This window comes from Gorillibacterium massiliense, assembly GCF_000455485.1.
GTDB classification, from domain to species: Bacteria; Bacillota; Bacilli; order Paenibacillales; family NBRC-103111; genus Gorillibacterium; species Gorillibacterium massiliense.
On sequence record NZ_CBQR020000061.1, the window covers coordinates 63,750 to 87,705 of the forward strand.

Annotated in this window: 28 protein-coding genes; 23 read left to right on the forward strand and 5 right to left on the reverse strand. The window is 49.8% G+C overall.

What is annotated here, in order from left to right; translation table 11 throughout:
• The first annotated feature begins 74 nt into the window (after positions 1–74).
• Complete coding sequence (gene lspA / locus TJ79_RS06520; RefSeq protein WP_040949479.1) at positions 75–533, forward strand: signal peptidase II; 459 nt, start codon at positions 75–77, stop codon at positions 531–533.
• 252 nt (positions 534–785) lie between these two features.
• Here the strand turns inward: lspA and TJ79_RS06525 are convergent, their stop codons facing one another.
• Positions 786–1,532, reverse strand: coding sequence for an MBL fold metallo-hydrolase (locus tag TJ79_RS06525; protein WP_040949480.1), 747 nt, complete (start codon positions 1,530–1,532; stop codon positions 786–788).
• A gap of 264 nt (positions 1,533–1,796) precedes the next feature.
• Between TJ79_RS06525 and TJ79_RS06530 the strand changes: the two genes are divergently transcribed.
• From TJ79_RS06530 to TJ79_RS06540, 3 genes are all read left to right on the forward strand, one after another.
• Positions 1,797–2,942: an amidohydrolase family protein gene (locus TJ79_RS06530; protein WP_238322846.1), complete on the forward strand. Its 1,146-nt coding sequence runs from the start codon at positions 1,797–1,799 to the stop codon at positions 2,940–2,942.
• A gap of 119 nt (positions 2,943–3,061) precedes the next feature.
• The gene (locus TJ79_RS06535; RefSeq protein WP_040949481.1) at positions 3,062–3,868 is read left to right on the forward strand and encodes a class I SAM-dependent methyltransferase; all 807 of its coding nucleotides are present in this window, start codon (positions 3,062–3,064) and stop codon (positions 3,866–3,868) included.
• A gap of 27 nt (positions 3,869–3,895) precedes the next feature.
• Positions 3,896–4,399 carry an AAA family ATPase gene (locus TJ79_RS06540; RefSeq protein WP_040949482.1) on the forward strand — a complete coding sequence of 168 codons (504 nt, stop codon included), beginning with the start codon at positions 3,896–3,898 and terminating at the stop codon, positions 4,397–4,399.
• 87 nt (positions 4,400–4,486) lie between these two features.
• On the opposite strand, the gene TJ79_RS06545 is transcribed toward TJ79_RS06540, so the two are convergent.
• Positions 4,487–4,870: a winged helix-turn-helix transcriptional regulator gene (locus TJ79_RS06545; protein ID WP_052339341.1), complete on the reverse strand. Its 384-nt coding sequence runs from the start codon at positions 4,868–4,870 to the stop codon at positions 4,487–4,489.
• Positions 4,871–5,003: 133 nt separating this feature from the next.
• On the opposite strand from TJ79_RS06545, the gene TJ79_RS06550 reads away from it, so the two are divergent.
• The 5 genes from TJ79_RS06550 (at position 5,004) to TJ79_RS06570 (ending at position 8,833) form a co-directional block, all read left to right on the forward strand.
• Positions 5,004–5,357, forward strand: a complete 354-nt coding sequence (locus TJ79_RS06550) for a DoxX family protein (RefSeq protein WP_040949483.1) — start codon at positions 5,004–5,006, stop codon at positions 5,355–5,357.
• A gap of 14 nt (positions 5,358–5,371) precedes the next feature.
• The gene (locus TJ79_RS06555) at positions 5,372–6,139 is read left to right on the forward strand and encodes a DODA-type extradiol aromatic ring-opening family dioxygenase (protein ID WP_040949484.1); all 768 of its coding nucleotides are present in this window, start codon (positions 5,372–5,374) and stop codon (positions 6,137–6,139) included.
• A gap of 29 nt (positions 6,140–6,168) precedes the next feature.
• A complete protein-coding gene (locus tag TJ79_RS06560; RefSeq protein WP_040949512.1) occupies positions 6,169–7,026 on the forward strand; it encodes an SDR family oxidoreductase in 858 nt (285 codons plus the stop codon).
• A 139-nt stretch (positions 7,027–7,165) separates the two neighbouring features.
• Complete coding sequence (locus tag TJ79_RS06565) at positions 7,166–7,855, forward strand: hypothetical protein (protein WP_040949485.1); 690 nt, start codon at positions 7,166–7,168, stop codon at positions 7,853–7,855.
• A 30-nt stretch (positions 7,856–7,885) separates the two neighbouring features.
• Positions 7,886–8,833: a helix-turn-helix transcriptional regulator gene (locus TJ79_RS06570; protein ID WP_040949486.1), complete on the forward strand. Its 948-nt coding sequence runs from the start codon at positions 7,886–7,888 to the stop codon at positions 8,831–8,833.
• Here TJ79_RS06570 and TJ79_RS06575 read toward each other — a convergent pair.
• Positions 8,830–9,243 carry a VOC family protein gene (locus tag TJ79_RS06575; RefSeq protein ID WP_040949487.1) on the reverse strand — a complete coding sequence of 138 codons (414 nt, stop codon included), beginning with the start codon at positions 9,241–9,243 and terminating at the stop codon, positions 8,830–8,832. The genes TJ79_RS06570 and TJ79_RS06575 overlap by 4 nt on opposite strands.
• Before the next feature lie 279 nt (positions 9,244–9,522).
• On the opposite strand from TJ79_RS06575, the gene TJ79_RS06580 reads away from it, so the two are divergent.
• From TJ79_RS06580 to TJ79_RS06600, 5 genes are all read left to right on the forward strand, one after another.
• Positions 9,523–9,843, forward strand: coding sequence for a heavy metal-binding domain-containing protein (locus TJ79_RS06580; RefSeq protein ID WP_040949488.1), 321 nt, complete (start codon positions 9,523–9,525; stop codon positions 9,841–9,843).
• Positions 9,844–9,845: 2 nt separating this feature from the next.
• Complete coding sequence (locus TJ79_RS06585; RefSeq protein WP_040949489.1) at positions 9,846–10,091, forward strand: hypothetical protein; 246 nt, start codon at positions 9,846–9,848, stop codon at positions 10,089–10,091.
• Between the two features lie 193 nt (positions 10,092–10,284).
• Positions 10,285–12,414 (forward strand): S41 family peptidase, encoded by a 2,130-nt coding sequence (locus TJ79_RS06590; protein WP_238322848.1) that lies wholly within the window; start codon positions 10,285–10,287, stop codon positions 12,412–12,414.
• A 32-nt stretch (positions 12,415–12,446) separates the two neighbouring features.
• Positions 12,447–13,355: a GNAT family N-acetyltransferase gene (locus TJ79_RS06595; RefSeq protein WP_155987794.1), complete on the forward strand. Its 909-nt coding sequence runs from the start codon at positions 12,447–12,449 to the stop codon at positions 13,353–13,355.
• Between the two features lie 147 nt (positions 13,356–13,502).
• Positions 13,503–13,913, forward strand: coding sequence for a YjdF family protein (locus TJ79_RS06600; RefSeq protein ID WP_040949492.1), 411 nt, complete (start codon positions 13,503–13,505; stop codon positions 13,911–13,913).
• Positions 13,914–13,954: 41 nt separating this feature from the next.
• On the opposite strand, the gene TJ79_RS06605 is transcribed toward TJ79_RS06600, so the two are convergent.
• Entirely contained in the window at positions 13,955–14,866 is a 912-nt protein-coding gene (locus TJ79_RS06605; RefSeq protein ID WP_040949513.1) for a sigma-70 family RNA polymerase sigma factor, read from the reverse strand.
• 106 nt (positions 14,867–14,972) lie between these two features.
• Positions 14,973–15,422, reverse strand: coding sequence for a carboxymuconolactone decarboxylase family protein (locus TJ79_RS06610; protein WP_040949493.1), 450 nt, complete (start codon positions 15,420–15,422; stop codon positions 14,973–14,975).
• Positions 15,423–15,590: 168 nt separating this feature from the next.
• Between TJ79_RS06610 and TJ79_RS06615 the strand changes: the two genes are divergently transcribed.
• The 9 genes from TJ79_RS06615 to TJ79_RS06655 all read left to right on the forward strand — a co-directional run.
• Positions 15,591–16,181: a hypothetical protein gene (locus TJ79_RS06615; RefSeq protein WP_052339342.1), complete on the forward strand. Its 591-nt coding sequence runs from the start codon at positions 15,591–15,593 to the stop codon at positions 16,179–16,181.
• Positions 16,182–16,190: 9 nt separating this feature from the next.
• Positions 16,191–16,814, forward strand: a complete 624-nt coding sequence (locus TJ79_RS06620; protein WP_040949494.1) for a TetR/AcrR family transcriptional regulator — start codon at positions 16,191–16,193, stop codon at positions 16,812–16,814.
• A 55-nt stretch (positions 16,815–16,869) separates the two neighbouring features.
• Positions 16,870–18,885 (forward strand): Na+/H+ antiporter, encoded by a 2,016-nt coding sequence (locus tag TJ79_RS06625; protein ID WP_040949495.1) that lies wholly within the window; start codon positions 16,870–16,872, stop codon positions 18,883–18,885.
• A 33-nt stretch (positions 18,886–18,918) separates the two neighbouring features.
• A complete protein-coding gene (locus TJ79_RS06630; protein ID WP_040949496.1) occupies positions 18,919–19,272 on the forward strand; it encodes a cupin domain-containing protein in 354 nt (117 codons plus the stop codon).
• A gap of 143 nt (positions 19,273–19,415) precedes the next feature.
• The gene (locus TJ79_RS06635; protein WP_040949497.1) at positions 19,416–19,952 is read left to right on the forward strand and encodes a YceI family protein; all 537 of its coding nucleotides are present in this window, start codon (positions 19,416–19,418) and stop codon (positions 19,950–19,952) included.
• 166 nt (positions 19,953–20,118) lie between these two features.
• The gene (locus TJ79_RS06640; protein WP_040949515.1) at positions 20,119–20,679 is read left to right on the forward strand and encodes a glycerol-3-phosphate responsive antiterminator; all 561 of its coding nucleotides are present in this window, start codon (positions 20,119–20,121) and stop codon (positions 20,677–20,679) included.
• A gap of 214 nt (positions 20,680–20,893) precedes the next feature.
• Positions 20,894–21,685, forward strand: coding sequence for an HAD-IIA family hydrolase (locus TJ79_RS06645; protein ID WP_040949498.1), 792 nt, complete (start codon positions 20,894–20,896; stop codon positions 21,683–21,685).
• Between the two features lie 110 nt (positions 21,686–21,795).
• Positions 21,796–23,172: an ABC transporter substrate-binding protein gene (locus tag TJ79_RS06650; protein WP_040949516.1), complete on the forward strand. Its 1,377-nt coding sequence runs from the start codon at positions 21,796–21,798 to the stop codon at positions 23,170–23,172.
• 123 nt (positions 23,173–23,295) lie between these two features.
• On the forward strand, positions 23,296–23,956 hold a 661-nt coding region (locus TJ79_RS06655), incomplete at its 3' end, for a carbohydrate ABC transporter permease (protein ID WP_040949499.1).

Below are 23,956 nucleotides of genomic sequence, written 5' to 3' on the forward strand. Positions count from 1 at the left end.
TGTGGTATGATAAAGATCACATGATACTCCGATCAATCAAACGAATATAAAATCATGCATCCGAGGTGAGGAGCTTGTTCTATGTCTTATTCTTACTCGTCGTTTTACTTGATCAGGCTGTAAAGCTATGGGTTCGCCTCCATATGATCGTGGGACAATCCATTCCCGTGCGGGAAGGGTTTCAATTGACGTATTATCAAAATACCGGCGCTATGGGAAGCAGCTTTGAAGGGTATGGCAGATACTTTATAGTTCCCGCGATCTTCGCCGTCTTCATAGCCGTCTACCTGTTGCGCAAAGGCAGGCTGAACGGCGTGATGCTGAAGTGCGGTGCGGCGCTCTTTACCGGCGGTGCTGCCGGAAATGCAATCGATCGGCTGCTTTTCGGACGGGTGACGGATTTTTTGGATTTCGGCAGAGGGATTTCCAATCTTGCCGACCATGCGATTAGCGTAGGCCTGCTATTCATCTTGCTTCACGAGTTGATCATTGACCCGCTAATGAAGAAGAAAAATAAAAAGCTGTGTTATTAAGCCATTTTAAACCAATCAAGCTGCCATTCGGCGGCTTTTCTTTTTTTTGGCTATGTACTCCGCTCATCATTGTCCGCTTCTTGTCACTGGTTAAAAAGAGGAGAATTTAAGGATTAACAGGGGACACGGCAAGTTATCTAATGGATTTCTCCAAAATGATAACCCCTCCATGTCCGGGCCATGGATCATCCCAATGAATGATCGAGTGTGGCCGGTCATGAAGGGGTAGGAGATTCCGGATTCAAGTTGTCCTCATTTATAGACGATTCTTCTTGGTTCTATGCCGTAAGGGTGGGCTTTGGACGTGCCGCCAAACCATTCGTAAGAGATATCCCCTTCATTCTTACCTTCATAGACTTCTTTCACAGCATTCCGGTGATCTTCGTAGAGGGACGCATCCTCAATGTCTCGACTATGTCCGGTTAAGATGAAATCATATTCACCGCGAATTCCCTTCAGCGCATCAAGAGAGTGGAGGAACACCTCCATGGGCATGCTTTCTTCCAACTGCATCCACGTCTGTTCAATAATGCTGTCACCGGTAAACAAGATCCGATCCCGACGGTCCAGCAAACAGATGCCTCCCGGGGTATGTCCCGGAACGCCATAGACTTCCAGCTCGATCTCCCCAAGGTTGATCATTTCGCCTGAGAGAATCGGTCGAAAAGCCGCCGGTTTCAGCTTCATTTGCTCGATTGCTTCCGTAAACAGCGGTTCCTGATAAAAATGCTGCGCCAACGCCATATCGTCAGGATGAATAAAGACTTCATCAAAATAGATGTTGCCATAGATATGATCGGGATGACCGTGGGTGTTCACGACTATAAGCGGTAAGCTTGTTAACGTTTCTGCAATCTCTTTCACATTTTCATAGCCATTCATCGTGTCGATGATCACTGCTTTTTGTGAACCTACCACAAGATAGCCAGTTGCTTCGTCGTTGTCATTCATTAACCAGATGTGATCCTTGATTTGTTTTAATTTTACTCGCTCGAACATGGGTTCACCCTCAACTTATCGTTCATGTGATTAACGCATGGTTCCAACTGCGATTTCCTTTCATTAGTTTAAATCCGATCTCCAGAGATTTCTAGTTCCAATTGCGATAAAGCAAGAGGCCGTTACCTTGAGGTTTCGTCTGGAGTCTAGTCGGCAGTTCATGGATGTCTGCATTGCATATTCCAACCGATCGTTTGTCATGTATAATTTTGGTATCTGTATTCTTACGAATCTAGTTGATCTCTCATATGGAGGATGAATCGTTTGAAAAAAGGTCGATTCGGCTTGTGGAAAACGATTTTGGTTAGCTTTGTAGTATTGGTAGGGTGCGTGCTACTAATCGGGTACTTGCTAAAACCTCATCATGAGCCTCAACAAGTCGCCCAGCCGATACCAACGGTTGAACCGACATTGACAGTTGCACCTACCTCAACCGTTGCTCCGACGGAGGCGCCAGTGAAAAGCATGGAGGAGTGGGCAAAGGAATACGGCTCTTTACCCTTGGCGGATGCTCATAATCATGGCTCGGTTTTGGGGATAGCCGGAAAGCTGGTGCTGTGGGGAAATGCCGGCATCGATCGTGTAGTCTTGTTCGGAGAAGTTTCAAAGGAAATAGCGGTTACCCATGATATTTATACTTGGGAATATTACAAGCAGCATCCGGAACTGATCATTCCGTTCTTTTCCGGAATTAATTTGAAAGATCCGGCTGCTCTTCAAGTGGCCCGTGACCAATTGGAAAAGGGCTTCTTCGGAATTGGGGAAATCGCGGCGGCTTCCACGTATTCGCCTGCTGTTTCGGGCGCGGAATGGAAAGCTGATGACCCCATGGACGGGATCTTGCCTCAACTGTATAAGCTTTGTGCGGAATACAAGGCGCCTTTGCTGCTACACATCGATCCGCCCTCAGGCCTTCCTATCTTCAAGCTGGAAGAGGCATTGGAGGCTTATCCCGATACGACCATTATTTTCGGACACGCCAACGCGTATAACTCGCCGCAAAACATCGAGAGTCTACTTAAGGCGCATTCCAATCTGTATATCGATATCTTTGCGGGATTTACCGCTTTTAACCCGGACAGTACCAATAAACTGGAGGATTTTGTGGATGTGATACGGGAATTTCCGGACCGGTTCATGTTAAGCACAGACTCTGGGTATGACATGGAAAGAGGCGAGGAACAGGCAATCGAAGGCATGTATCAAATGCTGGATTTGTTGAAAGACGATCCGGTGCTGATGCGCAAAGTGGCTTATGACAATTTGGATGCCTTGATACGAAACCAGCCGGCTACCAAGACTCAGAAGGACCAGATTCGCGAACTCGATAAAAAGATAGGCAGCAAACATGATCTTTCCGCGATCACCAAGCTTGAAGCAGGCCGAATCTTGGCTGAAGCGGATCAATAAGTTCGCCTTTGCGGTTTGGCAGAACCCTGGATGAATATAACCAAACTTTCCCTTTTTTCGGATAACCCGGCTTGCTAGTATGTTGGTGACGATAGTTAGCCAAAAAGGGAGGCTTATTTGTGATTTTGAATTGGATCAATCCTGAAGAATTTTCGTTTAGTAGTTTCTTGTTGATGGACAGATGGATCGTTCGAATGATCAGTACCCAGTATGCCGGATGGCACGAGTTTACGAATAACCTCGGGATTGCCCTTAAGTATAATCCTACGGTTGCATGGTATTTTGCTCAAAGGAGTCCGGAAAGCAAGCCGTCCATTGATGACATGGTGGCCGCCGCTCCATCTGATCTTCCTCCCGACGAAGTCCGAAAAGCGGAGGTGTTTGTGATCCGGGCTATGGAGACTTCGGTTGTATACGCCTATCCCGATATCATGCAGCGAAATTGCGATTATATCTACGATTGGGATAAAAACCTCCTTTTTGAGCTTGCGGATTTTACCGACAAGCTAGTTCTGGATGTAGGAAGCGGCACCGGGAGATTGGCGTTTGCGGCAGCCGAAAAGGCGAGACGGGTTTATGCAAGTGAGCCGACCGATATGCTGAGGGAATATATGCGGGACAAAATCATACGCGAAAATATCCCTAATGTTACCGTCGTCGACGGGACAGTCCAGACAATTCCCTACGAGGACGATACCTTCGATATCGTCATGTCCGGGCATGTAGTCGGAGACGATTACGATCGTGAAATTGCCGAATTGACGCGGGTGGTGAAGGACGGAGGCTGGATCATCGATTGCATCGGAGAGGACAACCTGAAAAGAACCGTTAAGGATGAGCTGTTGAAACGGGGCTTTGAATCGTTTTATCACGTCAGCAAAACGGGTGGAGATATTTACAGGTACCGTAAAAGGGTTTGGAAATAAAGGGCTTGAAGGGGGAGGATCGCTAACTTGAAAAAGTTGATATTGATTTGCGGAGCAAACGGTGTGGGGAAATCCACTGCAAGCAAGGCGCTTCTGGCAGCGATGGAAAAATCAGCTTATATCGACAGCGAATATTGCTGCGCGATTCATCCATTTGAATTCACAACGGAGACGATTGCCCTCTTCAAGAGCAACATCGCGGCTTTAATGCTGAACAGTTTCCGCTCTTCCAGTATCGATGCGGTCATTTTCCCCTACGGCTTTCATGGCCCCAGACAGCAAATCTTCCAAGGGGTTCTCGCCGATCTGGAGCTTCATAAGATCCATTACGAGCTTTGCCCGATTCTGTTGGAATGCGACGTCGAAGAAAATGTCCGGCGGATGCAAAACGATGGGAGAGAGACAGACCGGATCGAACGTGCGTTAAAGAATACGCGGCATCTTTATGATGCTTATGATTATCCCAGAATCAACACGACGAACATGACCGTGGCAGAGACGGTTGGCGCCATGCTATCTATCATCCATTAAGTCGAATGAGCGAAAAAAGGACGCAGCCACTGGCGATTGCCGTAGGTTGCGTCCTTTTCATACTGGGGGATTCTGAGTTTCGTCCGTTTACATACCTTCCGCTAGTCCATCCACATTGCTAACGAACGGCTCCACTTCCCTGTTTTCGCCATACAATTCGTTTAGATGTTGAACATGCGCCGTCCCCCATGTGTTCATGGCGTCGAGGACAGGCAGCATCCCTTTGGCGTATTCGGTAATGGAGTATTCCACCTTGGGGGGAACTTGCAAATAAACCTTTCTGTGGACGATATCGTGGTATTCCAGTTCCCGTAATTGTGCGGTAAGCATTTTTTTGGTGATGTCGGGCAGCGTCTTTTGCAGCTCACTGAACCGCATCGTCCCTTTCGAAAAAAGATGAAAGAGAATGATAGGCTTCCATTTGCCCACCAGGATTTCTAACGCTGTTTCTACTTTGCATTCTGAAGCCATGATGCTCTCCTCCTTAGCTTTCTATGGTATCTTTTTGGATACTATGTTTCTTTAAAGTGCCTACTTCCTAATAATGATTCTAGAGATTATTATATCTCCATAAGGAATCTTATTCAAGGAGAGGGGATATTTTATGAATATCGCGTTATGGATCGCACAGGGGATTTCGGCGTTGATGTTTTTAATGGCAGGGATGATGAAATCTTTTCAATATGAAAAAGCGAAGGCGAGCATGGATTGGGTTAAAACCTCCCCAAAAGGGCTGGTCACGTTTATCGGCGTAGCGGAGCTGCTGGGTGGGTTGGGAGTCATTTTGCCCTATGCGACTGGAATTGCACCGGTACTGACGCCTATCGCAGCGATCGGTCTTGCGGTGGTCATGCTCCTTGCCGCCGTTTTTCATGCCCGGAGAAAAGAATACTCATCTATCGGCATGAACATCCTGTTCGTAGCGCTGGCTGTTTTTGTAGCGGTGGGACGCTGGTAAGGAGGTAAAAGATCATGATTCCATCTTTATTTATCTGTCATGGATCGCCGATGCTGGCATTGGAAGATTCGGAGTACACCCGTTTTTTGGCGGAGGCCGGGAAAAAATACCGACCAAAGGCCATCGTCATATTTAGCGCCCACTGGGAGGAGCGGCAGACGACCGTCTCTTTTGCGGAGGGGACCCTTGAAACCATCTATGATTTTGGCGGATTCCCGGATGAGTTATACCGGCTCACGTACCCTGCGCAAGGATCGCCCGAATTGGCGGAGAAGGTGGAGGAGCGATTCCGGCTTCATGGCATCCCAACCAAAAGGGATCATCACCGTGGGCTAGATCATGGGGCGTGGGTCATTTTGCGGCACATGTATCCGGATTCGGATATTCCGGTGGTCAGCGTGTCGGTCAATCCCTATTTTTCCACGGAGGAGCAGGTCCGCATCGGTGAAGCATTGAAAAGTCTGGGAAACGACGACATCCTCGTGATTGGCAGCGGAGCATCGGTGCATAATTTCAATGAAATCAAGTTTCGCCAAGAACAGCCGGAGCCGTGGGCAATGGAATTTGATAGCTGGATTGCCGATAAGGTGGTGAACCGGGACACGGAAAAACTGCTGCAATACGACCGGTTGGCGCCACACGCACGGCGCGCGGTTCCCCGGGCGGAGCACTTTATCCCGCTGTTTCATGCGTATGGCAGTTCATCCGGAGCGGAAAAGCCGCAGGTGATTTTCAGCGGTTACCAATTCGGCACGTTCAGCCATTTATGTCTTCAAATGTAACGAAATAGAAGAAAGAAAGGGTGTTTATTGTGAAACTATTGGTAACCGGAGCAACCGGTCATTTAGGAGCTTTGACTGTCGAATATTTATTGAAGTTAGTACCGGCAGAGGAGATTGCGGTAAGCGTCCGCGATCCGAAAAAAGCGGAGAAGCTGCAAGCTCTGGGCATTGATGTGCGCTACGGCGACTACCATCATCCGGAGTCTTTGGATGCGGCCTTCTCCGGGATCAACCGGCTTTTACTTATCTCCACCTCCGATATGAACGATCGGGTGGGGCAGCATAAGGCGGCCATCAAAGCCGCGAAGGATGCGAAGGTGGAGTTTATTGTTTACACCAGCGCGCCGAATGCAGAGGAAAGTGGGTTGGCTCTGGCCCCGGATCATCGGGAGACAGAGAGAGCCATCAAGGAGTCGGGTATTCCATACTCGATTTTGCGCAACAACTGGTACTTGGAAAACGAGCTGGGGACGATTCAAGCCGTTTCCCAAGGAGCGCCTTGGGTTACATCCGCAGGCGGGGGAAAAGTCGGCTGGGCGGGACGTCGGGATTATGCGGAAGCGGCAGCGAAGGTATTGGCTGGGGAAGGACATGGCAACACCGTTTACGAATTGTCCGGCAAGCCGCTGACCCAGGATGAGCTGGCTTCAATCGTTGCCGGCGTCATCGGACGCGACGTTCCAGTCCAGCATGTGGATGATGAAACATACGGAAAGATCATGAAAGACGCAGGCGTCCCGGAAGCGATGATCCCCTTTGTCGTCGACATCCAAAAAGGAATCCGCGAGGGCTATCTGGACGTGGAGAGCGATGATTTTGCAAAGGTGTTGGGCCGTCCAGTCACTCCGCTTGCCGAAATCCTGCGGGAGATATTGCCGCAAGGTTAATGGTGTGAACGATGCAAGATGAAACGGTTGGATCAAGAGTAACCATTTGATAAAAACAGGCGGTTTAGGAGCCATCCCGGCTTCGAGACCGTCTTTTCATTTTTTTCTTGGTATAATGGCGAGACAAGGAGGCTTGGCCATGAAAAAACGAATCGGCATCCTGCACGCCCATTATTCCAATATTGCTTATATCGAAGAAGCATTGACGGGCTGCGACGTGGAACTGCTTCATTTTGTCGACCCGGGACTTGTTTATCGGGTTGGGTCGGACGAGTCGTTTAGTGAGGAACAAGCCGCGGAAAAAGTTAACCGGCAGGTAGAATGGATCGCTGCGTGCCATGTGGACATCATTCTCATCACGTGCACCAACTATATTGCTTTGCTTCAGGAAGATCAGCTTGCCTTTAAGGTGCCGCCAATCGTTAAGATTGATGAACCTTTTTTTGAGAAGATCATCTCGCTGGAGGAGCCGCAGATCCTGCTTTTTACGAATCCCGCAACGGTGGAGGGGACGATGAACAGGCTGTGCCAATATGCAAAGGCAAACGGGAAGTCGCCGCAGATCGAAGCGAGGATCATCGGAGATGCGTTTCAGCTTGTCATGCAGGGCAAGAAAGAGCAAACTCATAGAATCATGACGGATTACATAAGAACGCTGCTGGAATCGGAGTCCGGCAAAGCCAATGCGGTGTCCGTCGCCCAGCTTTCTATGGTTGGCGCCGCCAGGGCGATAACCGCAGAATACGGCTTTTCCGTTCAAGACCCGCTAGCTCCTCTTGCGGCGCATTTGAGGACTTTATTGCAGCATGATACGGATGAAGCGCTATAGAGGAAGATCAGGTGGAAGGGGGAGTGCAGGATGCCTAAATCCAAGCGTTTGCTGGAATTGATGATGACGGTCAACCGAAAAAGGCGTTTCAAGGTGCAGGAGCTTGCCGACGAATTCGGCGTATCCAAGCGGACTATTTTACGGGATTTGCAGGAACTGAGCGAACTGGGCGTTCCACTTTATTCGGAGGTAGGGCCTAACGGGGGATATCAGGTGATCCGCGAGCGGGTGCTCCCGCCTATCGCCTTTACAGAAGAGGAGGCAGTGGCGATGTTCTTTGCCGTGCACGCTCTGCGTCATTACTCCTCGCTGCCCTTTGAAGCGGAGTCCGCCTCTGCTTTGAGCAAGTTCTATCTTCATATGCCCGGAGACGTGCGGGACCGGATCGACAGCATGAAAAACCGGGTCGACTTCCTGACGCCGACCAGGCGGGATGATGCTCCATGCCTCGCAATCCTTCTCGATGCGGCGGTGCGGCAAAACGTGCTCTCCATTACGTATGGTACGAAGGGGGAGGAGGCTAGCTGCCGGCAGATTCAACCGGTCAGTCTTTATGCGAGTAATGGGTATTGGTACTGCAAAGCCTACTGCTTTTTGCGTAAAGAGCTCCGCGTGTTCCGCTGCGACCGGATTCACAACGCGGAAGCGGACATGTCCGGCATCCAACCGCTGATCTTGAGCGACGTTAATCTTGATGAGCGTGCGATTACAGAAGGGAAAGAGCCGGTGCGGCTTCGCGCAGCGTTGAGCCGGGAGGGCGTGCAACGCTGCGAAGCCGAACTGTGGCTTGCTCCCATGCTGCAAGTGCGCGAAGACGGAACCGGCTCCATTGATGCCGATGTGTCCAGCAGCGACATTCCATTTTATGCGGAGTTTTTCATCGCATTAGGAACGAGAGCTACTCTGGAGGAACCGGCGGAATTGAAGGATGCGATCCTGCAGAAGCTAAACGAACAGCTTGCCCGGTATCAAGGTTAAGCGGGCCTGCGGGTAAAAAGTTGGAAAACTACTCCGAATTTGTCGGCGACAATGCCGTAGAGTGGGCTGAAATGAATGGCTTTCAAGGGAAGGATCACCTTTCCGTCTTGCCGCAAAACCTCGAATATCTGCCGCGTCCTGTCGGCATCTGGAATCGTTATGCAGATTTGCAACCCATTGCCGCTCTGCACCGTTTCCCCAGGAAATGAGTCGTAAACGAACAACTGGGAGTCTCCAACGCTCAAAATGGAGTGGGAGATGCGGGCTTTGGCGGCTTCCGGTACGGGGTCCGGCCCTTCTCCGTAGGTTTGCTTGAAAACAACTTTTGCATCCAACGTTTCTGCATAAAATCGGATGGCTTCGTCTGCCGTTCCGTCCAGCAGGATTTGCGGGGTTAATTGCAGCGTCATCGTTATCACTCCTCTTTTTGTTTGGGATCGTCTCCCTTAATCGGGATTGGTTTCATTGTATCGTTCAATCGTGACAGGTTCTGTCATAGAATAAATTCTTTACACAACAAAAAGCACCTAACCGGGTGCGCTTTGTTTCGTCAAGAGATGACCTCTCCGCAAACCCAACGTCGCGATTAATAATGACAGTGCGGAATTCCACGAAATGGAATGAAAGCTTTGACAATAGGGAATCAAGCATGCTATGTTCAGTGCATATATCGCAGGGAGGTTTATTAGATGATTGTTGTGACGACGGAAAATATCGTAGGGTACCGGGTTGATCGCGTCATCGGGCAAACTTTTGGAGTAGTCGTAAGAAGCCGGGGGATTGGCGGAAATTTGGCGGCAGGGCTCCGCAGCATTGTGGGCGGGGAAATCAAGGAGTACACGGAAATGATCGAGGATGCCCGCAAGACGGCCATCGATCGGATGACGCAAAACGCTCATGCCATGGGGGCTAACGCCATCGTGATGATGCGTTTCGATTCCGGCGAGATCGGTCAATCGATGTCCGAAATTGTGGCATACGGAACTGCCGTTGTGGCTGAAAAGATCTAACAATGTGGAAAATACTGGGCGTTTATGCCGGCATTCAGATTTTTGCGGTAATCGTCATTATCATTGCCATACTTAGCACGGTTGTCATCCGACGGAACCGTCTGAATAATGCAACGCACCAGCCTCCTCCGGGTTTTCAAAGGACGGATGAAATCTTTATTGACCCGACAACGGGCATCCGGCAGCAGGTATGGTTTAACCCGTACAGCGGCGAACGGTTTTATCAAAGTACGGATACGAAAAGATAATCCCGCTAAGGGATAAATTACGGGTTCAGTCAAACACTCCTTCAGGTTTTGGGAGTGTTTTTCTATGGTATTATGGGATTATTAACCTATTAAAGGAATGAAACCATTGAAGCGAGTAAAGAGATTAACATTCTCCATTTCAATCCTTACAATTATGGTTCTTTTGAGTTCCTGTTCAAATGTATTTAGCGAAATGAATAATCAAATTACCCTTGAAAATGACCTTTCAACGAATAACGAGAAGGGTATGGAATTGATGAACAAAGGAGAATACGAGGGAGCCAGATTCTATTTTAATAAAGCATTGGATAGCGTATATGAATTAGACCCGAGCTTGAAGACGATAACGAAGGAAAAGAAGGCGCCTATAAACAGGGATTCCCCGCTTAATAACTTGAGTTGGGCATACAATGAGTTGGGCGAGTTCGAGAAAAGTTTGGAATATATCAAAAAGTCTTTGCTTATCCTTCCAAACACGGATGTGGAGTACGTAAATGAAGGAAATGCTTATTACGGATTGAACCAGTTTGATTCGGCTCTAATTGACTACGATAAGGCCATCGCACTAAATGCAAACGATAAAAGCGCTTATTACGGCAAGGGTATGGTCGCCTATGATAGTCATAAATACGAGGAGGCTGTCAAACAGTTCGATAAATACCTCTCGCTTGATGAGAATGACACTGATGCGCTGCTAAAGATAGCCTATTCTCATTTGAATCTTGACGAAGTCTTGAAAGCACAGACCTATGCGAATCTGTATGTCCAAAAACTGCCGGATGCTTATGAAGGCTACAAGCTGCGGGCGGACATTGTCAATCACAAGGGCAACTATGAAATAACGAAAGAATATTATCAGACGGTCGCAGAGAAATTTCCCGACAATCCGGAAGCGCAGAAACTGCTGGGCGAACTCTATTATGAAAACAAGCGTTATGACCAGTCGATCGATCATTTCAATAAACTTCTGGCAAAGCATCCGGATGATATGGATCTTTACGATTGGATCATGGATAACGAAGTCGCAAAAGGTGATTTTGAGAGTCTTCACAAGACTTGTGAAAAAGCAGCCAAACAAGACGGAACCAATCCAGACTTGTACACCAAAGTGGGGAATCTCTACCTAAATAACGGATATTACAGAGAATCAGTCGACTATTTTTCCAAGGCGATCATGCATGGCAAGTCTGATGAGAAAACTTATACGATAAAGCTGAAAGCCTTGTATCTGAGTAAGAAAAACACGCAGTGCGTTGAATTCGGCAAGACGGCTAAGAATTCACTTTCTTCTATATCTACTTCAGATATTGACTGGTATATGGGAAAGTGTAATTTTGAATTGGGCAACTATCAGGATGCGGCAGCGAATTTCATCGATGCGACGATTATCGATCCCAAAGATGACGAAGCCTTTTCCGACTTGGCCTTTACTTATTTCTCACTAGGAAATTATAAATTGGCAAAGGATTACAGTTCCAAAAGTCTAGATTTGAACACGGAAAATGCATTGGCATTGTACGTCAAGAATGGATTGGTAGAGAAGGAACTGCCTCTCGGCCAACAGGTGAAAAAGTTTTTTACCGATCATTATTTATATGCAGACAGCATGGACGACCTGGATCAATCGTTAGCCAGGCTGGATGATGCGAATATTTCCGTTCAAGAGATCGCAAACGTGATAGACAAAGCGAAAAAGAAAGACGACATTTTCACATTTACCGTATATGGCGATGAGTATGACCGTTTGCAAAAGGAGAGCGAGCATGATCTAACTTATAAAGAGGAAGGCGGAATTTGTTATTTTCGGATCAACACGTTTGCGATCAATACGGACGATAAATTTATCGATGCGCTTGATAGCATTCCGGATAAAGAAAGCAAGGTTTTAGTCATCGACTTGCGCGGCAATTCGGGAGGCTTGTCTGACAGCTCAAACCATATCCTGGATGCGCTTCTGCCGAATCTCGTAACAAGTACGCTGATCTATAAAGATGGATATACCGACAGTTACTATTCTGACGCTTCCCAAACGAAGTTTAAGAAGATTGATATTTTGATAGATGAAAATACGGCAAGCGCGTCGGAACTGCTGGCCTTAGGCTTAAAAACGTACTTGAAAAATGTTACGGTTATTGGACGCGACTCCTTCGGAAAAGGGGTAGGCCAGCAAGTTTTTGAGGATAAGAAAAACAAACTCATGGTATTCGTCGTTAGTTTCTATTGGAACGTCAAGCAAACCAACATTATGAACGAACACGTGAAGCCGGATATCTATATCAAAGGAAATGACTTGGCAAGCTTCATGAAGGCGGTCAAATCTTGATCAGTGCAGGCAAAAGGGAGGATGGCTATTTCATGGACATAAAAGCGTTAACTCCGGATAGGGTTGCGGATTTCGTAGCCTATTGCAGGAAGCATCGGCCCGAAGTGGATGATTCGTTTTTGTATGACGAGGACTTGCATGCATTTGAGCCGAACGTTGAAAATCCGACTTCTATTGCAGTGAACGATCAGGATGAGATTATCGCGGTGGCATCATTGATTGTGGATGATTATAACCGGAAAGGCCGCAAAGCGCGGTTTCGCATCTTCCATTCGGAATCGGAGGATAATGCCGTCTACGGAAAGCTGATGGAGGAAGTCGTAAAGATTACCGTCGGTTTGGACTATGTCTTTCTGTTCGTGCCCGTGGTTAATGATAAGCTGACGGCAGCCGTGGAAAAGTTGAGGTTTCAAATGGATCGGTATTCTTTTCTGCTGGTTCGGGAAGATTTGGACGTGCCGGATGTTCGATGGCCCGAGAATTTCACACTTCGGCCTTTGGTACGGGAGAGAGATGAACAAGTCTGGTGCGAGGTGCGCAACGCGGCGTTTGCCACACTGAAGGGCAGCGAAACTCCGATTACGTCCGATATGGTGTCCAAAATGACAAAGGCAGATGACTACTTGGACGGCGGCATGATAATTCTCTATCACGGCGATATTCCCGTTGGATTGGTTCGGTGCGCGGACGATGATTTTGAAGGCGCGACTATCATGAATATCGGTCCCCTTGCGATCATACCGGAGTATCAGGGGCATGGATTGGGGAGAGGTTTGCTGCGGGCGGCATTGGCGTTTGCTCGGAATCAGGGGTACAACCGGACGGTTCTGTGTGTTAATGCGGATAACGAAAGGGCGAAGGCGCTGTATCTTCAGGAAGGCTTCAAACAGGTGGAGGCTGTAGCCTGCTATCAGTATGATTTGCTTGAACTTCTAGAGTGAATTCATTACCATGAGATGGAAACGTAAAAACACGGTCTGGTTGGTAGTCCAGACGCATGGCAGCCTAACGTTCGGCTGAGAGCCATGTCAGTATCCTTCCCCCTCGGGATGTCCGTCGTTTCGGATATGAAGAGGGGAGTTTCATTTATGAAGCTTACGGTTTATCACGATGGTCAGTTTTGGGTTGGCATTCTGGAAGAGCAGCTTGGAGAAAAGCTGAAGGCGGCGCGGTATGTGTTTGGCGCTGAGCCCCGGGATGAGGAAGTGCTTCAATGGGTTCGCAGCCAAATGTGTAGCCTTATGGAGGGCCTATCGCAACAGGTGGAGGTCAAAGCACCGAAAACCGGCAGGATCAGTCCGAAACGGTTAGCCCGCCAGGCTGCGGAGGAAACGAAAAAGCATGGCGTTTCGACGTTTGCTCAAGCTGCTATGAAACTGGAGTATGAGCAGCGCAAGCTGGAGAAGTCGGCAGCCTCCAAGGAAAAGCGGGAAGAGGAGCAGGAGCGCCGGCGGCTCTTAAAAGTGGCCAAAGCAAAAGAAAAGCATCGCGGGCATTAGCCGGCGGGAGGAGGATCTGCATGGGCAGGTTCTCCTTTTTTTTATCCGTTCGAATATCCATTCGAAATCCGCAGCAGCTTATTGGGGTTCGAGACCAGGTAAATGGCTTGAATGGCACCATGATCCTCTCCCGGCAAGAATGCAAAAGCAAAGGGCGGCTTGTTCTCGCGCAGCAGGAGCAGTCCGGGCTGACCGCTTATCCATATCCGGTGGGGCTCGCCAGTAAGGGAGCCTTTGCGGGAGATGCCTCGGAGGAATGCGGAAACCCGCTCCCGGCCCAAGATCGGGTTGTACGCGGAACGCACGATGCCGCCGCCGTCGCTGATCATGACCGCCTGATCCGTAAGTAGATGGATGAAGGACTCGAAATGGCCGGTTTCGATGGCTTGGGAAAAAGACTGCACGAACCGTTCGATGGAACGGTCAAGGGCAGCATCGTCCTCATGGCTGGGACGGTGGCCGATCTTGGCGGAGGCGCGGCTGAATATTTTACGGCAGGCGGCCTCGCTTTTATCTAACATGGTGGCAATGTCCGCATACTCGTAGCCGAAGGATTCACGTAGCACAAAGACGGCGCGCTCCGGTGGTGTGCACGTTTGCAGTAGAACTAACAGGGCATAGCCAAGCCGTTCTTGTTGGATGGCATGTCCTTGAGGCTCGTCTGCCGCCGCTAGTTCGATGACCGGCTCCGGCAGCCACTGACCGGGATAGCTTTCTCGTTTGCGGGGAGCAGCCTTCATCATATTAAGCGCGCGGTTGGTGACCATTTTGACCAGATAAGCTTTCGGAAATTCGATGTCGGTTCCGTCCAGCTTGCTGATGGCGACGAAAACGTCCTGCACCGCATCTTCCGCCTCCGTCATGGAACCGAGCATCCGGTAGGCGATGGAAGTGAGCAGCGGTTTATAGTCGCGGTAGAGCTGTTCGATTGCTAGCGTCGATTCACTAAGCATCAAGCGGAATACACCTCCACATCGGGGTAATCTCATTTTAGCCGGAGAAGATGATGAAAGCCACCCAGCCCAGGGTGGCTTTTCTCCGTATGTGCTACCTTTTGTTTTAGTTTTCGAAACAACCCGGGAACATGCCGGTAGTGATGGCGATGCGGTTCCAGCAATTGATGGCATTAATCGCCATGATCAAGGAGACGATCTCACTCTCGGTGAAATGCCGGTTGACTTCGTTATACAGATCTTGCGGTACGCCTGCCTCGGAAATACGTGTGACGGCTTCGGTCAGAGCCAATGCTGCGCGTTCCCGCGGGGTGAACACGGGGGATTCCTGCCATACGACGACCAGATTCAACCGCTGCTCGGTTTCGCCCATCTTCCGAAGATCGGTGGTGTGCATGTCTACGCAATAGGCGCATCCGTTGATTTGCGAGGCCCTAATCTTGATCAGTTCGAACAGGACCGGTTCCAATCCCATTTTTTTCGCCGCATCCTCCAGCTTAAGCAGCGCTTGAAAACCGGCCGGGTTAACTTCGCGATGATTCATCCGCAATTTCATATCGATTCCTCCAATGATTACGATTTTTGCGTTTCCGGTATTGAAGACAACGGAGGGGCTGATTTTGTGACAGGGGCAGCTAACGTGACAAATAGAGCCTTTACAAAAAAGTGTTACCTAAGTTAATTTTATTACACGGGTAACGATATTGTCGGGAGAGTGAGAGCAATGGCTATCCTTTCGAGCATTCTCAAGGGGTTCATGGAGAAAGCGACTTGGACGAAGGCGGTGATCGCGCTAACCTGTTCACAAACCCTTTATTTCGTCATGCTGTTCGCAACCATACCGGCTGTGGAGAAAAAAGCGGGTGGCATGAAGCTTTTCGATCTGATGTCTTCGGGGTATACCCCGAAATATGCGGCGCAATTTTTGAATGCGGCGGGAGAAGAGGGACGGCGGCTTTATTTGACGCATCAACTCCCCCTCGACTTCGTTTATCCCGCTCTCATGGCCATTACGGGCGCGCTGTTTATATCCCTTTTTTCGCGAAAAACGGACCGGCGCTTTGGTGTGCTTCTGTTTGTACCGGTATGCGGAGCAATATTTGATTACCTGGAAAATGTATCGGTCACCACCCTGCTGTTCGCTTATCCGCATGTGCCGACGACAGTTGTCCGCCTCGCCAGCCTGTTCACCATTTCAAAATCAATTTTCGTTACGGTATACTTTATCGTGTTGGGCGCGTTGTTTATCCTGTTTTTGTACACTATCATTCGCGAAAAAACCGGGCGCGGAAGCGATCCATCCATACCCGGTTAAGGAGAACCTATGGACACCACTTTTTCGTTAAGAGAACGGAAAAAGTATCAGACCATGCAGGTCATTTTGGATACGTTTCTGTCGCTGCTTGAAAATAGCCGGTTCGATGAGATCCATATTGAAGAGGTTTGCAGCCGGGTTGCCATTTCCAAAGTAACCTTTTTCCGCTATTTTGCCTCCAAAGAGGAGGTACTCGACTATTTCGTTCTGCGTTGGTGCTACGAGCGAAGCGTCGAGATCGGGGAGGGGACCCGGTCAGGAGAAGAGGGGATACGCCACGTCTTCCAAACGGCGGCAAGCATTCCCCGTGGGGAGAAAATTTTGCTCTCCATTATCCAGTATTATGCCAAGCTCAAGGCGGTTCCGAAAAAAAAGGAACGAAGCGGGTACGAACGCCGTATTATTTCACAAAACGTCAGCGGAGAGGCTGAGGTCCGGCTATTGCCGCTGGAGGGGATTTTCGATCATTATTTAGGCCAGATCGGAGAAATACTGCCTGCGCAAAGGGAGCGCATTTCTCGGCAACTGGTCGCACTATTTTACGGGGTGCCGTTTCAGGTGCACCTTCATCCGGAACAGTCTGTATCTCAGGAACAGGCTTATCGGGATAGCTTGGACTTATTGTTTGGATAACAGATGGAGAGGATACAGATTAGAACATTACATACATAGCTAAAGGAGTCAGGCGATGGAGCTTTTCTTGACGATCATCATTCTTCTTGCCCTAATCGGAGTATCTAACGTACTGAACCGTCACATCCTCTTTATTCCCGTTCCGCTCATTCAGATTGCCCTTGGTTTCATGCTTGCAGCGATTCCCTCGGGGATGCATATGGAACTGGAACCGGAGCTGTTCTTCGTATTGTTTATCGCCCCGCTCCTTTATAATGACGGAAAGCATGCTTCCCGCAGCGCGATGTGGAAGCTGCGCATTCCAATTTTATTCTTGTCCATCGGTCTTGTGTTTGCGACCGTTCTAATCGTCGGGTACGCGATTCACTGGATGATTCCGGCGATCCCGCTGCCGGTGGCATTCGGGCTTGCCGCCATCCTGTCGCCTACCGACGCTGTTGCAGTGAGCAGCTTGGCCGGGCGCATCCATTTGCCGAAGACGTTGATGCATCTTTTGGAAGGGGAAGCCCTTATGAATGATGCATCCGGTTTGGTCGCCTTCAAATTTGCGGTCGCTGCGGCTGTGACCGGTGTCTTTTCTTTGCCGACGGCCAGCTTCAGCTTTTTGGTCATTGCCATCGGAGGTCTTGCCGTTGGCATCGTGCTGGGTATGCTCATCACTGGACTGCGCATCTGGCTGCGGCGGTCCGGAATGGAAGATGAGACGATGCATATGCTGCTTCAGATCTTGACGCCTTTTGCCCTCTATCTGATTGCGGAAGAGTTGGGTGTATCCGGAATTTTGGCTGCCGTTGCCGGAGGGTTTTTCCATGCGATCGAACGGGACCGCACTTCAAGCGTGATGCCCCGTTCCAATGAGCTTTTTGATCATACGTGGTCGGTTATCGTTTACTTGTTGAACGGGCTCGTCTTCGTTATTCTGGGCTTGCAGCTTCCCCATGTTTTCCGCGAGGTGTTCGAAGAGCCCCGATGGAACAACGGAGTCGTGTTGGGGTATGCTTTGGTTATTTTCGTCATGCTGCTCGTTCTCCGCTTTCTCTGGGTGTTCGTCTTCACGCTGGGGAAAAACTGGTTTGATCAAGAAAATAAGAACAACAAAATTTCCTTCAAATTGCTGGCCATGACCTCTTTATCCGGGGTACGGGGAGCTGTTACGCTGGCCGGTGCTTTTTCCATCCCGTTATTTGTAGGCAGCGGAGCGCCTTTTCCCGAGCGCAGCCTTGTTATCTTCCTCGCCGGCGTCGTCATTTTGCTTTCCCTGATTGCCGCAAGCACACTGCTCCCTCTTTTGGCCAAGGGGAAAACGGAGCCGGAAACGACACATCGAGAGGAGCTTCTGTACGGACAGGAACTGATGATGAACGCCGCCATTCGCGCGGTGCATCAGGTCACGGTGGAGGAGAATAAAGTGGAATCCGCCGTCATCATCGGCAATTACGACCGGTGGAAGCGGCAGACCAAACTTGCCAAGACCAGCAGTGGACGCCGCAAGTTTCAAGGCGATCGTGGGGAACAGGAACTACGTTTGCAAGCCATTGAAATCGAACGGGAGACGTTAAAGCGAATACAGCAAGAAGAGAAGGTAAGCTCGCGGGCTGCAACCTTCTTCATGAGGAGCCTGGACGAACTGAAGCTGCTTTTGTCAGGCGGCACTTATCGCAGTAGACTGTTTTTTAAGTACATGATTCGGGAATTAAGAGGCTTGATTATCAAAAATAGCCCTGATTCCACCCGTTTTATATCGGAGGAAGATTTTACCGAGTTTTGGGCAATCAAGCAGCGCACAAGCAAAGCCGTATTGGAAGCTTTTCGCGCTCTTCCTGCAAGCCACGAAAGAGATGAAGTCGTCCGGCATTACTATCAAATATTGAAACGCGTATCCGATCTTAGCATAAGTGGCAGACAAACCGGCAGCGGGAACGAAGAGATTCAGCGGGATTTGCAATGGATCGCGGTGCAGGCCGAGCGGAACGAAGTGCAGGCTATGTTTGAACGGGGCGACATCGGCCGGAAAACGGCCAATGAGCTGAGAAAGGCAATCCGGGACCGGGAAGCCGCCATTTTGGAATAGATACAAGGAAACAACGCAGGGGGAGGATTCGCCATGGCCGCACATAAAATCAGCAAGCGGACGGGAGAACACTATCTTTGGGGAGACGGCTGCGACGGATGGCATCTGGTGAAAAATCCCGAGCTCAGCGTCATTCATGAGCGTATGCCCGCCGGCACCGGCGAGGTCCGGCATTACCATAACCGGTCGACGCAGTATTTCTTTGTTTTGTCAGGGATTGCGACAATAGAGATCGCAGGGGAGGAAGTGATCCTCCATCCCCAGGAGGGCGTGGAGATTCCTCCTTTGACGGCGCATCAGATGTTCAACAAATCGGAGGAAGCCATCGAATTCTTGGTTATCTCCCAACCGACTACCCGAGGCGATCGGGTGAGCATAGAAGAGTGACAAGGGCGCGAAAGCGCCCTTGTTTGTTTTTTGTCGCGGGTGAGTTTGCTGTTGACATAGGCGCAAATATGAGGTAAACTTTGTTCAGTCACTTACAAAAAGTTATCGATATATAAATAATAAGTTAATAGGAGGAAGTAACAATGACAAGAGCAAAATGGGCGGTAGACGCCTCTCACAGCAGTGTAGATTTTTCCATTCGGCATATGATGATCGCAAAAGTAAAAGGCACCTTTCATGCCTTTGAAGCAGCGATAGAAGCGGATCCGGCGGACTTGACGACGGCTGACATTTCCTTCAGCGTGGATCTCGCCAGCATCGATACCCGTAATACGGACCGGGATAACCACCTGCGTTCGGGCGACTTCTTCGAGATCGAGAAATTTCCGAAGATGACCTTCCAATCGGCGAAAATCGTGAAGACCGACGACGGCGAATACGACGTCACCGGCAACTTGACTCTACGCGGTGTTACCCGGGAAGAAACCTTTAGCGTCACCTTTGAAGGGGCAGGCAAAGATCCTTGGGGCAACGAAAAAGTCGGATTCAGCGGTAAAGGAAGCATCAAGCGCAGCGATTATGGTTTAACCTATAATGCGGCTCTTGAAACAGGCGGCGTTCTGATCGGAGACGAAGTGAAAGTATCCATTGAAGTGGAAGCAGCCAAGCAAGGGGAATAATCGCATACAGAACGTGCCTGATGCAGGCATCACCGGCTGTCGAGATGATCTCGGCGGCTTTTTTATTTTTATCCTTAACATTTATCTGGAAAAACGTTTACGTCCGTCGAATATTGCACAGGTAAACTGTTCGTATAACGCTAGAACGGGAGATGGGCTGCAAAGGATGGACAAGCTGCAAACATTATTGGGTGGGAAGCGGGTCATTCCTTCGGTTCTGAAGGCTGAGGATATTAAAACGGCATGCAAGAGCGGGCTGCCTGTCATTTTTCTGTTGTCCGGCGACTTGTTTACCATCGGCGATTACGTTACCGAGATGATCCGCGCAGGCAAGATGGTGTTTATCCATATCGATTTCATCGCCGGGTTTGGCAATGATTCCATTATCGTTAAATACGTTGCGGAACGGATCAAGCCGACAGGCATTATTTCGACCAAGGGCCACTTGATCAAGCAGGCGAAAAAATGCGGATTAACAGCCATTCAGCGGATGTTTCTCATCGATTCTGCAGCCCTTGAGCATGGACTTAGCACAATTCGGCAAAATCAACCGGATGCCATCGAGGTCATGCCCGGGCTTATCCCCAGAGTGATCCGCGAACTGCATCAGGAATTGGACATTCCGATTATCGCCGGCGGTCTGGTCAAATACCCGGAAGAAATCGAGCTGGCCTTGAATGCCGGAGCCATGGCAGTATCGACAGGGGACAAGAGCCTGTGGATGTAGCCAAATGCGGAGATTTACTAATTCTTATAAGTTTAGTAATACTGCGAAAACAAAAGTGCTTTATTGTTAGGGTATGAACAGACATTTGAATCCATGAGGGTTGAGACGATGAGAAAACCCTTTATGCCATGAACGGGATGATCTGCCGCTGTTGTTCGGTACGTCTTTCGTTGTTGGGATAAAGGGTTATTTGTGTTGTCCGGACATAGGGAGGATGAGCGGTTTGGTGCCACCGCGGGATTTTGACGCTTATTTTTTTGATCTGGATGGCACGATTTATTTGGGCGACCGGCTGCTTCCCGGTGTGGAGCAAACCATACCTTATTTGCGCAGTATTGGGAAGAAGGTCATGTTTCTGACGAACACGACGACTCAAACCCGCGAGCAATGCCGAGGCCGCCTACGCCAATTGGGGCTTCCCGTCCCGCTTGAAGAGATCGTAACAGCAGCTTCGTTGTCTGCGCTGTATTTTCGGGAACGGTCCGCGTCCTCTGTCGTTTTCGCAGTGGGGGAGGAGCCCCTTGAGGCCGAGCTTCAAAATGCGGGCATCCGGCTGACTCGGGAGCCCCTTGCCGCCACCCATGTTCTCGTCGGGATGGATCGGGCTTTCGATTACGGCAAATTGCATGCCGCCATGAAAGCCGTGCGCAATGGAGCCATTCTGATCGCGGCCAATCCGGACCCTTTTTGTCCTGTTCTGGACGATGTGCTTCCGGATACATGGTCGATGGTGAAAGCCATTGAGGCTGCCAGCAGTACGAACGCCAAATTCGTCATCGGCAAGCCGTCGGCCTTTTACGCGGAAAAAGTGTTCGAGAAGGTGGGGCTGCCCCCGAACCGCTGCTTGATGGTAGGCGATCGGTTGGAAACGGATATCCTCTTCGGTTTGAATAACGGTTTGCCCACAGCCTTGGTGCTGACCGGCGCCGCCTCTGCGGAGGATATGGCCTCAGCCGGAATTCGGCCAGATTATTTGCTAAAGAGTATCGATGAGCTTTGTCTTTGAAAAAGGGCGAAAGCGGCAGTATGCAAAGGTGTTGAACCGCATTCCGCATCGAAAAAGGACGAGCGGGGCGGATTAAAATAAAAACGGTTGGGAGAGAAGAAGGTATGCGTATGAAAAAAATGGCGGCGGCAGCATTGATCTTGAGCATAAGCGGCGGGTTACTCGCAGCTTGCGGCGACACAGACTCCGCAAACGGATCGACGGACACGAAGGCGACGGGGTCGACGGCTCCGACAGCATCGGAAAGCGCGCAGCAGACAACGAATGATCCGACAAAAGCCCCGGAGGAGAAGGTAGAATTGACCTTCTATTACCCCATCGCAGTAGGCGGTCCGCTGACGGCAACCATCGAGGGAATGGCCGCCGAGTTTACGAAGGAAAACCCAAACATCGTGGTGAAGCCGGTTTATACGGGCAGCTACGCCGATACGACGATCAAGGCGCAAGCCGGCGTCCAGGGAAAGAACCCTCCGGATGTAGCTGTGCTGCTGTCCACTGAGCTTTACAGCTTGATTGACATGGATGCCATTGTTCCCTTGGATGACTACATAGAGCAAGAGGGCGGACAATCGTACATCTCCGATTTTTATCCTGCCTTTATGGCCAACGCCCAAACGGAAGGCAAAACCTACAGCATTCCGTTCCAGCGCAGCACTATCGTGCTTTACTACAACAAGGACATGTTCAAAGAAGCGGGGCTTGATCCCAACAAAGCGCCGCAAACCTGGGACGAGCTGGCCGCAGATGCGAAAAAGCTTACGAAAGACGGAAGATGGGGGCTGGAAATTCCGGCATCCGGCTTTGCTTATTGGATGATGCAGACCTTCGCGCTGCAAAACGGCAAAAACCTGATGAGCCCGGATGGCAAACAAGTCTTCTTCAATACCCCTGAAAATGTAGAGGGCTTGCAGTTCTGGTTGGATCTGGCTAAGAAATATAAAGCGATGCCGAGCGGCGTTACCGATTGGGCCACCGTACCTTCCGACTTCATCGCCGGGAAAACGGCCATGATGTACCACACCACTGGCAACTTGACCAACGTAAAGAAAAACGCGAAGTTTGATTTCGGCGTATCCTTCCTGCCGCAGAAGAAAAATTTCGGTTCGCCGACTGGCGGCGGAAACTTCTACATCTTTAAGGATATCGACAAGAAAAAACAGGATGCCGCCTGGAAATTCGTGAAGTTCATGACCGAGTCGGAGCGTGCAGCCCAGTGGAGCATCGATACCGGGTATGTCGCCGTCCGCAAATCAGCCTATGAGACGCAAAAGATGAAAGATTATATCGCCGGTTTCCCGGCAGCTGAAGTCGCCCGCGATCAGTTGGAAGTAGCGGATGCCGAATTGTCCACCCACAATAACGGCAAGGTGACGAAGTCGCTGAGCGACAATATCCAGGCCGTTCTTACAGGTACGATGGATGCGCAAACGGCGTTGAAAAAAGCGCAGGAAGATGCGACGCAAGCGCTAGCCCCTTTCAACAAATAACGCTGTAATCCGATTGGCGTAGAGACTGGGCGACGGGAGAGTTTCCGGTTCATTCGGGGCTTCTCCAACGCCCACTCTCCGTTTATCGGAGAACGAAATCCAAACAGAAGATGAGGAGACCCTGTGGGAAAAGAAAGACATGCCGCCCGGATCAAACGAAATGCATTCGCCTGGATGCTGCTGTTTCCGTCCCTTGTATTTTTGGGCTTGTTTACGTACTATCCCATCGCCAAAACCGTCAAGCTGAGCTTCTATCAAGCGGACTTGTCCATCCGGAAACCGCTGTATATCGGCTTGGACAACTACAAGACGATGCTCCATGACGCGGTTTTTCATAAAGTGTTCCTGAACAACCTTTGGTTTGCCGCCGGGACGATCCCGATATCCCTTGCGTTAGCCCTCGCCATGGCCGTCTTCGCCAATCGGGCTTTAAAGACGAAAGGGTTGGTGCGCACTGCTTTTTTCTATCCGACAGTCATCCCGATGATCGCCATCGCTAACATTTGGCTGTTCATTTATACGCCGCAATACGGACTGCTGGACCGGCTGGCGAGAGTAATTGGAAGCGGGGAGACCAATTGGCTTGGTACGCCCCATACCGTTATGTGGGCGATGATTGCCATGATCATCTGGAAGGAAGCCGGCTATTTCATGGTCTTCTATTTGGCCGGGATGCAAAACATTTCAAAAGAGCTCTATGAAGCCGCAGATGCCGACGGAGTCGGGGGTTGGAAGGTTTTTCGCAAGATCACGTTTCCGCTGCTCCTGCCGACTACGCTACTTG